General features: G+C 58.1%; 13 protein-coding genes. 7 read left to right on the forward strand and 6 right to left on the reverse strand.

Annotated features, from left to right (window positions below; all coding sequences use genetic code 11):
* The first annotated feature begins 2 nt into the window (after positions 1-2).
* The 3 genes from dnaC to opgB all read left to right on the forward strand — a co-directional run bounded on the left by dnaC (position 3) and on the right by opgB (position 3,845).
* On the forward strand, positions 3-740 hold the full coding sequence (dnaC, locus tag KGA69_RS02910) for a DNA replication protein DnaC (RefSeq protein WP_026612409.1): 738 nt from the start codon (positions 3-5) through the stop codon (positions 738-740).
* A gap of 65 nt (positions 741-805) precedes the next feature.
* Entirely contained in the window at positions 806-1,297 is a 492-nt protein-coding gene (locus KGA69_RS02915; protein ID WP_015368407.1) for a YjjA family protein, read from the forward strand.
* Between the two features lie 256 nt (positions 1,298-1,553).
* A complete protein-coding gene (opgB, locus tag KGA69_RS02920) occupies positions 1,554-3,845 on the forward strand; it encodes a phosphatidylglycerol--membrane-oligosaccharide glycerophosphotransferase (RefSeq protein ID WP_213292786.1) in 2,292 nt (763 codons plus the stop codon).
* 27 nt (positions 3,846-3,872) lie between these two features.
* On the opposite strand, the gene KGA69_RS02925 is transcribed toward opgB, so the two are convergent.
* Entirely contained in the window at positions 3,873-4,688 is an 816-nt protein-coding gene (locus KGA69_RS02925) for a GNAT family N-acetyltransferase (RefSeq protein WP_213292787.1), read from the reverse strand.
* A gap of 32 nt (positions 4,689-4,720) precedes the next feature.
* On the opposite strand from KGA69_RS02925, the gene KGA69_RS02930 reads away from it, so the two are divergent.
* The gene (locus tag KGA69_RS02930) at positions 4,721-5,254 is read left to right on the forward strand and encodes a GNAT family N-acetyltransferase (RefSeq protein WP_063447354.1); all 534 of its coding nucleotides are present in this window, start codon (positions 4,721-4,723) and stop codon (positions 5,252-5,254) included.
* Positions 5,255-5,335: 81 nt separating this feature from the next.
* Entirely contained in the window at positions 5,336-6,199 is an 864-nt protein-coding gene (locus KGA69_RS02935) for a MurR/RpiR family transcriptional regulator (RefSeq protein ID WP_015368411.1), read from the forward strand.
* Here KGA69_RS02935 and KGA69_RS02940 read toward each other — a convergent pair.
* The 5 genes from KGA69_RS02940 to KGA69_RS02960 form a co-directional block, all read right to left on the reverse strand.
* Entirely contained in the window at positions 6,196-6,795 is a 600-nt protein-coding gene (locus tag KGA69_RS02940) for a 2-dehydro-3-deoxy-6-phosphogalactonate aldolase (protein WP_049059818.1), read from the reverse strand. The two genes, KGA69_RS02935 and KGA69_RS02940, sit on opposite strands and share 4 nt — an antisense overlap.
* Entirely contained in the window at positions 6,782-7,654 is an 873-nt protein-coding gene (locus KGA69_RS02945) for a 2-dehydro-3-deoxygalactonokinase (RefSeq protein WP_049059819.1), read from the reverse strand. Before KGA69_RS02945 ends, KGA69_RS02940 begins: the two co-directional genes overlap by 14 nt.
* A 9-nt stretch (positions 7,655-7,663) precedes the next feature.
* Positions 7,664-9,151: a sodium:solute symporter family protein gene (locus KGA69_RS02950; RefSeq protein ID WP_045395499.1), complete on the reverse strand. Its 1,488-nt coding sequence runs from the start codon at positions 9,149-9,151 to the stop codon at positions 7,664-7,666.
* A gap of 186 nt (positions 9,152-9,337) precedes the next feature.
* On the reverse strand, positions 9,338-9,730 hold the full coding sequence (locus KGA69_RS02955) for a RidA family protein (protein ID WP_015368415.1): 393 nt from the start codon (positions 9,728-9,730) through the stop codon (positions 9,338-9,340).
* A 10-nt stretch (positions 9,731-9,740) separates the two neighbouring features.
* Positions 9,741-11,180: an N-acyl-D-amino-acid deacylase family protein gene (locus KGA69_RS02960; protein ID WP_045395497.1), complete on the reverse strand. Its 1,440-nt coding sequence runs from the start codon at positions 11,178-11,180 to the stop codon at positions 9,741-9,743.
* Between KGA69_RS02960 and KGA69_RS02965 the strand changes: the two genes are divergently transcribed.
* Together KGA69_RS02965 and KGA69_RS02970 are read left to right on the forward strand one after the other, a co-directional pair.
* Positions 11,158-11,337: a hypothetical protein gene (locus tag KGA69_RS02965; protein WP_075052444.1), complete on the forward strand. Its 180-nt coding sequence runs from the start codon at positions 11,158-11,160 to the stop codon at positions 11,335-11,337. The two genes, KGA69_RS02960 and KGA69_RS02965, sit on opposite strands and share 23 nt — an antisense overlap.
* Positions 11,338-11,380: 43 nt before the next feature.
* Positions 11,381-12,601: an amino acid deaminase gene (locus tag KGA69_RS02970; RefSeq protein ID WP_063447357.1), complete on the forward strand. Its 1,221-nt coding sequence runs from the start codon at positions 11,381-11,383 to the stop codon at positions 12,599-12,601.
* Positions 12,602-12,639: the final 38 nt, after the last annotated feature.

Genomic DNA, 12,639 nt, shown 5'->3' on the forward strand with positions numbered 1-12,639 from the left:
GCATGAAAAACGTTGGCGATCTTATGAAGCGCCTGCAAAAAATGATGCCAGCCCACGTGCAACCGGCGTTTAAAACCGGCGAAGAGCTGTTGGCCTGGCAAAAAGAACAAGGCAAGCTGCGTTCGGAGGCGCTGGAGCGGGAAAACCGGGCGATGAAAATGCAGCGCACCTTTAACCGCTCCGGGATCCGCCCCTTACATCAAAATTGTTCATTCGATAATTACCGCGTCGAAAACGACGGACAGATGATCGCCTTGTCCCGCGCTCGTCAGTACGTTGAAGAGTTTGACGGCAACATCGCGAGCTTCATCTTCTCCGGCAAGCCGGGCACCGGTAAAAATCATCTTGCCGCCGCTATCTGCAACGAGCTGCTGCTGCGCGGTAAATCAGTATTAATCATCACCGTCGCCGATATTATGTCGGCAATGAAAGATACCTTCGGTAATCGGGAAACCAGCGAAGAGCAACTGCTAAGCGACCTGAGCCGGGTCGATCTGCTGGTTATCGACGAAATCGGTATGCAAACGGAATCGCGCTACGAGAAAGTGATAATCAACCAGATTGTCGATCGTCGCTCCTCCTCGAAACGCCCAACCGGCATGCTGACCAACAGTACGATGGACGAAATGAACAAACTGCTCGGCGAACGCGTCATGGATCGCATGCGCCTCGGCAATAGCCTGTGGGTGAACTTCACCTGGGATAGCTACCGCGATCGCGTTACCGGTAAAGAGTATTGAGAGATTTCCGAGCTCAAGCGGCGTTATACTGAAGAGATTCTTAAGTAACGACGAAGAGTACGTTTATGAAATCTTTGCAGACAGCTTTTTGCGCCGCTATCGCAGCCGGCGCGTTGATGGCGGCCCCCACCTACGCCGCCTCCTGGCAGGACTCACTCAATAGCGCCGCCAGCCAGCTCAGCAGCAGTTCCCAACAGAGCGGCGGCGGTATGTCTATGTCGTCCTTAACCAGCCTGCTCAATGGCGGCAACCAGGCGCTCACCTCCAGCAGCATGAACAATGCCGCCGGCGTTCTCTCTTACTGCGCACAAAAAAAACTGACCTCGGTCACCAACGCCGACAACGTGAAAAACCAGGTACTGGATAAGCTTGGCCTGAGCACGCCGGAGAAACAGAAACAAGATACCGGTTATCTGGAAGGGCTACAGGGATTGCTGAGCAGCAATAACGGCCAGCAGTTGAATCTCAACACCCTCGGCAGCAGCCCGCTGGCTGAAAAAGTGAAGACCAAGGCCTGTGACCTGGTGCTGAAACAGGGCGTTAACTTCCTGTCTTAAATTTCCCCGCCGATGCCGCGTTTGGCGCTTTAGCGTTGCCAGCGCGGCCGCAATCGCTATTTTTACTTTTCTGCTCCTGTTTTCCGCGCTATGACAGGATGAGACATCGTACAAAAAAGAGGCTTTCTAAACCAATTCTGAATCACAGCACACTTTCATGACACTACAATTGCAGCAGAAAGACGCTGCCATTACAGTGTAGCGTGAAAATCGATCTATCCGGCCAGCCCGCCGCTGGCGCACATGAGGGTTAGCTGTGTCAGAGTTGTTATCCATCGCCTTGTTTCTCGCCTCGGTGGTGATCTATGCCTGGAAAGCCGGTCGCAATACCTGGTGGTTTTCTGCCACTCTTGCGGTGCTGGGGCTGTTTGTTGTGCTCAATATCACCCTCTACGCCAGCGACTACTTCACCGGCGACGGTATTAACGACGCGGTACTTTATACCCTGACCAATAGCCTGACCGGCGCGGGCGTCAGTAAATATATTCTGCCAGGTATCGGTCTGGTGCTGGCGCTGGTCGCCGTATTTGGCGCTCTCGGCTGGATATTACGCCGTCGCCGCCATCATCCGCATCACTTTGGCTACAGCCTGATTGCGCTGGTACTGGCGCTGGCCTCCGTCGACGCCAGCCCGGCGTTCCGCCAAATCACCGAACTCGTGAAATCGCAGTCCCGCGACGGCGATCCGGACTTCACGACTTACTACAAAGAGCCGTCGAAAAGCATCAACAATCCGCATCTGAATCTGGTCTATATCTACGGCGAGAGCCTGGAACGCACCTACTTCAATAACGAGGCTTTCCCGGAGCTGACGCCGGAACTGGGTAAAATCAAAAGCGAAGGGCTGGATTTCAGCAACACCGCGCAGCTTCCCGGCACCGATTACACCATCGCCGGTATGGTCGCTTCCCAGTGCGGTATTCCGCTGTTCGCGCCGTTCGAAGGCAACGCTTCCGCGGCGGTATCCAGCTTCTTCCCGCAAAATATCTGCCTTGGCGATATCCTGAAAAACTCCGGTTACGAAAACTACTTTGTGCAGGGCGCCAACCTGCGTTTTGCCGGTAAAGACGTTTTCCTCAAATCTCACGGTTTCGATCACTTGTTCGGCGCGGAAGAGCTGAAAACAACGGTGGCCGACCCGTCCTACCGCAACGACTGGGGCTTCTACGATGACACCGTGCTCGACGAAACGTGGAAAAAGTTCGAAGAGCTCTCCCAATCCGGCAAACGCTTCTCGCTGTTCGCCCTCACCGTCGATACCCACCACCCTGACGGCTTTATCTCGCGCACCTGCGAGCGCAAACGCTATGACATGGATGGCAAAAAGAACCTCTCCTTCAGCGCCGTGGCCTGTAGCCAGGAGCACATCGCCGCGCTGATTGAAAAGATTAAGGCCTCGCCGTACTTCAAAAATACGGTCATCGTGGTCTCGTCCGATCATCTGGCGATGAAAAACAGCGCCTGGGATTATCTGAACAAACAGGATCGCAGCAATCTGTTCTTTATCCTGCGCGGCGACCAGCCTCAACAGGATGTGCTGGCCGTGAAGCGTAATACCATGGATAACGGCGCAACGGTGCTGGATATTCTCGGCGGCGATAACTATATCGGCCTCGGCCGCAGCAGCCTTTCCGCCGAATCGCTTTCAACCATTTTCATGAATATGAAAGAGAAAGTGCTGGCCTGGAAGCCGGATGTCATTCGTCTGTGGAATTTCCCGAAGGAGATTAAGAGCTTCAGTATCGACTCGCAGAAGAACATGATCGCATTCTCCGGTAGCCACTTCCGTCTGCCGCTGCTGCTGCGGGTCTCGGATCAGCGCGTCGAACCGATTCCGGAAAGCGAATACTCGGCGCCGCTGCGCTTTCAGCTGGCGGACTTCGCCCCGCGCGACAACTTCGTATGGGTCGACCGCTGCTACAAGATGGGCCAACTGTGGCGGCCGGAACTGGCGCTGTCCACCGACTGGTGCGTCTCTCAGGGTCAACTGGGCGGCGAACAAAAAGTACAGCATGTCGATAAGCCGCAGTGGCAGGGCAAAACCGCCTTCAAAGATACCGTCATCGATATGGAGCGCTATAAAGGCAACGTCGATACGTTGAAAATTGTCGATAACGATATTCGCTACAAAGCCGACAGTTTCGTGTTTAACGTCGCCGGCGCGCCGGAAGAGGTCAAACAGTTCAGCGGCATCTCGCGACCTGAGCTATGGGGACGCTGGTCCAACGCCCAGCTCGGAGACGAGGTGAAGATTGAATATAAAGAACCACTGCCGGAAAAATTCGACCTGGTGATCACCGCCAAAGCCTTCGGCCCGAACGCCAACCAACCGATACCGGTACGCGTCGGGAAAAGTGAGCAAGTACTTACTTTAGCCAATGAAGTGACCACCACAACGCTGCATTTCGACAATCCGGCGCGCAGCAACACCTTAACTATCACTCCGCCGGAACCGCAGTCCACCAACGAAGGCAACATTGTCGGTCACGCGCCGCGCCAGTTAGGCATTGGCATGGTGGATATTAAAATCGTCAGCCGCGAAGGCTAATACCCGTAGCCCGGCTCCGCCGCCGGGCTAGTTCAACGGCAGGCACATCTCGTACTGCTGCAGCGCCAGCGGCGCATAGCCCGCCGATTTAAACAGCGGCGTGAAGGTTTCCGGGATGGTCACCGAAGTGCTTAGTCCAGGAAACTGTTGAGCCAGCGCGAGCAGCATTTCTCGCCCCAGCCCGCGTCCGCGCGCCGCCGGCGTCAGCCATAAAAACTGTAGCTGCGGCTTGCTGGCGGTGGTTGCCAGCACGGCGAAGGCCTGCTGCTGCAGCGTCAACGCCCGACAGGGCAAGGTAATAAAGGTCAGCGGATCCAGCAGCCACGGCAGTTGTCCTTCCAGCTCTACGCTTGCATGACGCAGCAGGCTCAGCAAATCGTAATCCTCCAGGGTGGACTCACGCGGGTCCGCTTGCGCCGCGCTGAGATAGCCGCACAGCCCGTGACGCACGGTAAAACCCAATGACTGATACAGCGCCACCGCCCGATGATTATCGCGGATCACTTCCAGCCACATTCGCTGTACGCCCTGAGCGCGTAAATCGGCGATAAGCGAAGTCATCAATTGTCGCCCTCGTCCTTTGCCGCGAAAGCCGGGATGAATAGCAAAAGCCGCCAGCCGCGCATCGCGCCCGCGGCGGGCGATGAGCCCGATAGCGGCCGGTTCATCTCCTGCCAACCACACTTTAGACTGCAACAGGTTTAACCCTTCGGCGCTAAAGCGTTGTACAAACAGATCTACCGACATCGACACCGGCACCAGATAATCGGCAAAGCAGTCATTCAAAATCGTAGTCAACTGCGCGCCGCTAAACTGGACGGCAGGAACGGCGGTGAACTCCATGCATTTCTCCCTGAGGCTGCTATGCTGAGGCAATGAAAACTAACACTATAAACCCCACCATCACTTTTCGCCTGACCGAAGAACGCGATCTGCCGCAGCTGCCCGCGCTGGAACGTTCGGCGGCACAGTCCTTTGCGCGCATTCCCGCTTTCGCCTGGCTGGCGGAAAGCCCGGTGATGAGCGTTGAACAGCACCGGCAATACCTGGAAACCGGCCACAGTCTGCTGGCGCTCGCTGACGACAGGCCCGTCGGTTTCCTGCTGAGCGAGCCGCTGGACGATGCGCTATTTATTGTAGAAATCTCCGTCCATCAGCAGTGGCAGGGCCAGGGCATTGGCCGCGCCTTGCTTAGCCAAACTATCGACACCGCCCGCCACGACGGCTTCCCGGCGGTGACGCTCACCACCTTTCGCGAGGTGCCGTGGAACGCGCCCTTTTATATCCGGCTGGGCTTCACCATCCTCAATGAACTGCACCTACCCGAAGGGCTGGCGGCGAAACGCGCGCTGGAAGCAGAGCACGGCCTGACGGCGGAAACCCGCTGCGCGATGCGCCTTGATTTTTAACGCCGCGAGAGGCGCCGCGCTGATTTTGTCACCGGTATATGGTACAAAGTACCATTCCCAATACATAACCTGATACCCGGAATGGCCTACTCGATCGATATCATCTCCTGCATCACCGACCGCTTTATGGCGCTGACCGCGACCGAAAAGCGCATTGCGCAGTTTATTCTCGACGACGTCGCCGCCGCGGCGGAAATGCCGATTGCCGAACTGGCGCGCCTGACCGACACCAGCCAGGCATCGGTGACGCGCTTTGCGCGTGCGCTGGGCTGTAAAGACGTGCGCGAACTGAAAATGAAGCTCGCCCAGTCGCTGGCCATTGGTCAGCGCTTTATTCTCGATGTGCCGGATCTGGAAGGCGTACAGGGAATTTATGAGTCGATCATCAGCGTGCTGGAAACCAACCGCCGGGCGCTGGATCTTGCGGCGCTGAAACGCGCGGTGGAATGGATTAGCGACGCCCGTCAGGTGCTTGCGCTGGGTATGGGCGGCGGTTCGACCATCTGCGCGCAGGAGATCCAGTATCGCCTGTTCCGCCTCGGGTTGCCGGTAGTCAGCCAGAGCGATGGCCTGCTGGTGCGCATGATGAGTTCAGCGGTGACGGCGAAAGATGTGGTGATTGTGCTGTCGCTCGGCGGCTATACCAAAGAGATGATCGAAAGCGCCGCCATCGCCCGGCAATACGGGGCGAAAATTGTCGCCATTACCCCGCCGGAAACGCCGCTGGCGGCGCAGGCCGATATCGTGCTGCCGCTACTGGTGAGCGAAAACGACTATATCTTTAAGCCCAGCGCTTCACGCTATGCGATGCTGGCGATGGTAGATGTGTTGGCCACCGAGCTGGCGATGGCCAATAAACCGCAGGCGAAAGACCGTCTGCGCCGCATTAAGCTGGCGCTCGACGACCACCGTGACGGCGTCGACCGACTGCCGCTCGGCGATTAATCGCCGCAGGCGGCGATAAAGCGTTGCGCCTGCTGGCGGGTACGCGCCAACGGCTGCCCGGCGCGGTAGAGATCGCTGCCTAATCCCGCCCCCGCGCAGCCCGCCTGACGCCAGCTGTGCAGATTTTCCGGCGTCACGCCGCCTACCGCCAGCACCGGCACCTCCGGCGGCAACACCGCTTTCAGCGCGCGGATATAGTCCGGGCCGAATGCCGATGACGGAAAGATTTTCAGCCATTGCGCCCCGGCATCCAGCGCGCTAAACGCCTCGGAGGCCGTCGCGCAGCCGGCGCACACCAGCATCCCCTTATCTACCGCGCGGCGGATCACCGCCGGGGCCGTATTGGGCGTCACGATAAGCTTCGCCCCGGCTTCAGCCAGAAAATCAACCTGTTCAACCTTCAGCACCGTCCCTGCACCAATCACCGCCCGCTCGCTAAACTGGCGCACCATCGCTGGAATACTCTGCTGCCAGTCCGGCGAATTAAGCGGAATTTCAATATAGCGAAAACCCGCATCGATTAGCGCGGCGATATGCTCCGCCGCCTCATCGGGTTGAATACCGCGTAAAATCGCCACCAGTTTAACCTTGTCCATCTATCATCCTCGCCATACCCGAAAGAAACGCCGCCTCGCCGGAACAACAAGAAACGGCCAATCCGCGTGCCACCATCGCCTGCTGATAACGTGCGCTGAGCGAGCGCTCACCAACCAGTACCACGCGGCTGGCGCGATAGCGTTCGCTGAAGGTCGCCACCTCCGCGCCAATCAACAGCCCGGAGAGATAATCGCTCACCGAAGTCGCCGCCAGCGCCCCTAACACCCGCGCGGCGCGGGCGCTGAATAACCCGTCCAGTATCGCCGGCTGATTTAGCCCTTTTTCCATACCGAGAGCGAAAGCGGCGTCATCAGGTTGTTGTGCCGGCAGTTGCTGGCCGAGCAGCGAATGGTTAAGCAGCAGGTGATGCAGTTCGCCGGTCATCGCGGTGGCGAACTGGCGCACCACGCCGTTCTGCACCTGCACCCATTTGCAGTGGGTGCCGGGCATCACGTAACACTCCGCGGGCATCCGTTGCCAGGCCCCCAGCAGCTGGGTCTCCTCGCCGCGCATCACGTCGTACTCTGCGGCCTGCGCTACTTTCAGCCCCGGCACGATCCACACTTTTTCCGCCACCTCATGTAACTGACCGTTGAGCGCCTCCAGCGCCAGCGGGCAGGCCAGATAAGGCACCGGTTGCCAACCGGCATCGCTACCGATCATGCCCGCCATCACTACCGGCAGCGCGGGGTCGCCGCGCCACGGCGCCAGCTGCTGCTGAAAAACCGCTTCGGCGCGCTGCCCGTTCAGGCGCGTGATGCCGTAAGGCAGCTTCAGCTTGTCGATGCATTCGCCATCGCGCATCCGCCATGCCCGCAGCTGCGTAGAGCCCCAATCGACGGCAATATACTCGTTCATGATGGCCCCTTACCCGCGTGAGGTATGACGTTTGCCAATCGGCAGCGGCGGCGGCGTTGGGCGGCTTTCACGTTCGTGGGTAATCATTTCCAGCGCCTGCTCGCGGCTCAGGCTGCTGGCCGGGGTCAGTAACGTCACCACAACCGAAGCCACCAGGCTCGTCAGTACCGCCGGAATACACGGGTTGCCCCAGAACGCCAGCCAGTCGCTATCCACCAGCACCGCAACCGATGCCCCGGCGCCGCCGGCCAGCGCAGCGACCGCGCCCTGCCAGTTAAAGCGTGTCCAGAAACGGCCAAGCATGGTGCAGATAAACATCCCGGACATAATCATCGAGATCATTTTGGTGATATAGCTGATGATGTCGTTGGAGGTCAGGGCAAACAGCAGCGCCAGCGCAATCACCAGAACCAGGAAGATCCGCGACAGGCGAATCGCTTTCTCCGGCGCGGGCATATGGCCGGTCACCAGGGTGTAGAGGTCGCGCAGCATAATGGACACCGCGGCGATGGCATCAGAGCTGCCGGAAGACATATTGGCCGACATGCCGGCAATCAGGATCGCCATCGCCAGCACCGGCGGCAGCACTTGGGTGGCAAACAAGAAGGCGAAGCCGCTGTTCTCCAACTGCGGGTTCATGGTCCATACCGCCATACCGATGATCGCCGGCAGGAAGGAGAAGCCCAGATACAGCAGGCCGGTAATCGTGAAGGACTGACGTACCGAGGAGACGGTCTTCGCCGAGTAAATACGCTGGCGATAAGAAGGGGTCGCCAGCACGCCGACACCGATCACCATCGCCAGCGATAGCGCCGGCAGTACGCCTAATTTATCGACCGCGAACAGGCTTTGCGCCGCCGGATCGACGGCCTGCTGAATATGGCTCCAGCCGCCAACGTGATGGACTGCGAGTACCGCCATTAAAATAAAGCCGACGAACAGCACGATCGATTGAATAGTATCGATCCACACCACCGCGGAATAGCCGCCAATACCGACGTAAACCACAAAAGCCAGCGCGATAATAATTTTCGCGACATTAATATCAATGCCGCTGGCCCACGCCAGATATAATCCGCCACCTAATATATGCGCTCCCAGCCAGCCGATAGAGGCAATAAAAATAAGTATCGCGACGAGGTTTTTAATTATTTTACTGCCGCCAGTGTAATACGACATTTCTTCACTCATGGTCATGAAGCGAAGTTTACGTACCGGAGCGAATAACCATGCCACCAGCAGAATCCCCACCGCGCCGCCGAGGCCGTAAAGCATCCCGGCCCAGCCGTTGCTGTAGCCAAAGCCGACGGCGCCGACGCTGGAGCCGGTCCCCACCATGGTGCCGACCGTCGAACCGAGAGTGAGGATCATCGGCAGCGAACGGCCGCCAAGTAAAAAGTCTTCGCCGGTTTTCTGTTTGCGCGAAACGTACCAGCCTAAGGTAATCATCGCGCAGGCATAAACGGAAAACCAAATCATAAATGACATATTATTCATGGCTCACATCCAGACGTAATAAATAATATTCGTGCCGCTGAATATTATGAGTTAACAGGAACCATGCCTGAAAAAAGGCATAGCGAACCCAGTGGCACCGATTTATTTATTCACTCTGGTGCCGATATCACACTTTTTTGATGCTCCCTCCCGCAAAGGGAGGGATTTATTTTTAGGTTTCGAGCGTTATTGTCGCGCAGCGTTAAAACAGGTCACATCCACTTCAACTTTGCAATCCACCACCAGGTCCGCCACGCAGCAAATGCGCGCTGGCGGATTATCGCCAAAGAACTCGCGAAAAACCTTATTGAACGACTGAAAATAGCGCGCGTCGGTGAGGATCACTTTCACGTGCACCACGTCCGCCAGGCCGTAACCTGCTTCGCTCATGATGTCGACGCAGTTCTGGATCGCCAGCCGCGATTGTTCGACGATGCCGCCTTCCACGACTTCGCCATTTTTCATCGGCGTCTGCCCGGAGACATATAGCCAGCCGCCCGCTTCCACCGCGCGGGCGAACGGCAGATGCTGACCGCCGGTTCCGGTACCGCCTTCTACGCCATAACGTTTGATACTCATACTCAACTCCTTAGTCCATCCGACGGCGCAGGAAACGCCCTGCCCGCCCGGTAATTTTCTTATCACTGCCGTAGCTCATCACGCCGTTGACCATCACCGCCTCAATGCCGTCCGCCGGGCGTTTCGGGTCGGAGAAACTGGCGACATCGCGCACCGTCTGCGGGTCAAACAGCACCAGGTCGGCGAAGTAGCCAATTTTCACCAGCCCGCGATCCGCCAGCTGGAAGCGCGCCGCCGACAGCCCGGTCATCTTGTGTACCGCGGTAGTCAGCGGGAATAGCTGCTCGTCGCGGCTATAGTGACCAAGTACCCGCGGGAAGGCGCCCCACAGGCGCGGATGCGGCATCGGATCGTTCGGCAGCCCGTCAGAGCCAATCATGGTGACCGGATAGCGCATCACCCGCCGTACGTCCTGTTCATCCATGTTGTAGTAGATAGCGCCCGCCGGCATCAGCCGCGCCGCGGCCTCGTGCAGGCTCACCTGCCACTCATCGGCGATCTGCTGCAGCGTTTTCCCCGCCTGCTCCGGCTGCGCTTCGGACCAAGTGATCACGATATCAAACTCATCGGTCACCTGTTTCATATCCAGCGTCGACGAGCTGGCGGAGTAGGGATAACAGTCGCAGGCGATATCCTGCTGCTGGCGCATCTCATCGAAAAACGTCAGCGTCTCTTTGGTACGCCCCCAGTTTTTCGCCCCGGCGCACTTGTGGTGCGAAACCACCACCGGCACGTTGCCGTGACGGCCGATACGGAAGGCTTCGTCCAGCGCCTCAAGAATCGGCTCGAACTCTGAACGTAAATGGGTGGTATAGACGCCCTTCCCGGCGGCTAACTCTTCCGCCAACGCCATCACCTCTTCGGTGGTCGACTGGAAGGCGCTGGCGTAGGCCAGCCCGGTACTGAGCCCTAATGCCCCCTGGCGCAGCGCATCGCGTAGCTGTACGCGCATGCCGGCGATTTCCGTCTCGTTCGCCGGACGAAACAGATCGTCCATATGGTTATTGCGCAGCGCGGTGTGACCGATTAACGTGCCAACATTCAGCGACGGCCGCGCCGCTTCAACCGCATGGGCATAAGCCTCCACGGTGGGATAGATAAAGTGCTGCTGCTCGCCGAGGAGATTCATCGGGTCCGGCACTTCGCCGCGCATAGTGGCGGTCGCCGCGCTAATCCCGCAGTTGCCGACGATCACCGTCGTCACCCCCTGGCTGAGCTTCGGCAAGTACTCAGGCATGCGGATAACGTTGATATCATCATGGGTATGCACATCAATAAAGCCCGGCGCCAGTACCCGCCCCTGGCCATCAATTTCCTGCTCCGCCGCGACGTCCAGCGCCGGGGCGATAGCGATTATTCGGTCGCCCTTCACCGCCACATCGGCACGGTATTGCGGCCCGCCGCTCCCGTCGATCACCGTGACGTTTTTGAAAAGCCAGTCAACTTTCATAGCAATTACTCCCTTTCGACATGCCGATAAGTTAACCATTTACAAGCGCAAAAAACAGTGGAAAACTACGCAAAACCCAGATCATTTTGTGATACTTTTATTCAAAAAAAATAACATTTTTATATTAAAAATATATTTATCAAATAGTTATAAATGATACCCAGCGACTAACCGATTATAAACCCTGAAAGGATAGTGTTATGAAATACCATTCAGCACCGCTCATCCCGCACAAATCCGCCCTCATGTCCGCGCCGGCTAATCTGCTGGCGGAAGAGGTCTGTCTGCCCGCCGCGCTGTTAAAAAAGTCGGCGCTGGAAAACAATATTTCATGGATGCAGCGCTATGCCGACGCCCGCGGCGTGTCGCTGGCGCCGCATGGTAAAACGACAATGACGCCATGGATATTTCAGGCGCAGCAGCGAGCGGGAGCGTGGGGGATCGGCGTGGGTAGCGCCTGGCAGGCCAGCGCGGCGATGGCCAGCGGCATCCAACGCGTCCTGATGGTCAATCAGCTGGTCGGCAAGGCCAATATGCAGGTGGTCGCGCAGCTAAAAGCCCACTATCGGGCAGTAGATTTTATCTGCTGCGTCGATAGCGAGGCCAACGTGCGCACCCTCTCCGCTTTCTTCACCGCCCAGGGACAAACGCTGGATGTGCTGATTGAACTTGGCGTGCCGGGCGGGCGCTGCGGCTGTCGTAGCGTCGATGACGCGCTGGCGCTGGCGCAGCGGGTAAGCGACCTGCCGGGGTTACGGCTACGCGGACTGGAATTGTATGAAGGAGTGTTGCACGGCGACGATCCGCAGCCGCAGGTAGAAGCGTTATTACAACAGGCCGCGGCGCTTGCCTGCCGCATGGAGCCGCTGGTTGACGGCGAATTTATTCTCACCGGCGCGGGCACCGTCTGGTATGACGTGGTGTGCAACATCTGGCTGGCGGCGGCAAAACCGCGCCGCTGCCGTATCGTCATCCGCCCTGGCTGTTATATCACCCACGATCGCGGGATCTACGATCTCGCACAACAAGAGCTGATCGCACGCGATCCGATTGCCTGCGATCTCGCCGGCGATCTCACTTCAGCGCTGGAGCTGATGGCGATGGTGCAATCGGTGCCAGAGGCGGATCGCGCAGTGGTGAATTTCGGCAAGCGCGACTGCGCTTTCGACGCCGGGCTGCCGCAGCCGATCGCCCATTATCGTAACGGCCAGCAGTTAGCGCTGCGCGCGGAGTCGATCGTCAGTATCGGCATCATGGATCAGCACTGCATGCTGCGCCTGGCGCCGGGCAGCGATGTGCAGGTCGGCGATATTCTGCTGTTCGGCACCTCGCACCCGTGTCTGACCTTTGATAAGTGGAAGACGTTGCTGCTGGTCGATGACGACTACAACGTGCTGGACGAGCTCGACACGCTGTTTTGACAGATATCCCGGGTGGCGGCGCTTCGCGCCTTACCCGG

It is taken from the genome of Klebsiella sp. A52, from assembly GCF_018388785.1.
Lineage (GTDB): Bacteria > Pseudomonadota > Gammaproteobacteria > Enterobacterales > Enterobacteriaceae > Klebsiella > Klebsiella aerogenes.

Bases quoted from the DNA above. Each gene is read 5' to 3' on its own strand.
- KGA69_RS02940 (WP_049059818.1), bottom strand. From the start codon at position 6,795: ATGGACAAGGTTAAACTGGTGGCGATTTTACGCGGTATTCAACCCGAT.
- KGA69_RS02970 (WP_063447357.1), top strand. From the start codon at position 11,381: ATGAAATACCATTCAGCACCGCTCATCCCGCACAAATCCGCCCTCATG.
- KGA69_RS02925 (WP_213292787.1), bottom strand. From the start codon at position 4,688: ATGGAGTTCACCGCCGTTCCTGCCGTCCAGTTTAGCGGCGCGCAGTTG.
- KGA69_RS02955 (WP_015368415.1), bottom strand. From the start codon at position 9,730: ATGAGTATCAAACGTTATGGCGTAGAAGGCGGTACCGGAACCGGCGGT.
- KGA69_RS02935 (WP_015368411.1), top strand. From the start codon at position 5,336: ATGGCCTACTCGATCGATATCATCTCCTGCATCACCGACCGCTTTATG.
- dnaC (WP_026612409.1), top strand. From the start codon at position 3: ATGAAAAACGTTGGCGATCTTATGAAGCGCCTGCAAAAAATGATGCCA.
- KGA69_RS02950 (WP_045395499.1), bottom strand. From the start codon at position 9,151: ATGAATAATATGTCATTTATGATTTGGTTTTCCGTTTATGCCTGCGCG.
- KGA69_RS02930 (WP_063447354.1), top strand. From the start codon at position 4,721: ATGAAAACTAACACTATAAACCCCACCATCACTTTTCGCCTGACCGAA.
- KGA69_RS02915 (WP_015368407.1), top strand. From the start codon at position 806: ATGAAATCTTTGCAGACAGCTTTTTGCGCCGCTATCGCAGCCGGCGCG.
- KGA69_RS02960 (WP_045395497.1), bottom strand. From the start codon at position 11,180: ATGAAAGTTGACTGGCTTTTCAAAAACGTCACGGTGATCGACGGGAGC.
- KGA69_RS02945 (WP_049059819.1), bottom strand. From the start codon at position 7,654: ATGAACGAGTATATTGCCGTCGATTGGGGCTCTACGCAGCTGCGGGCA.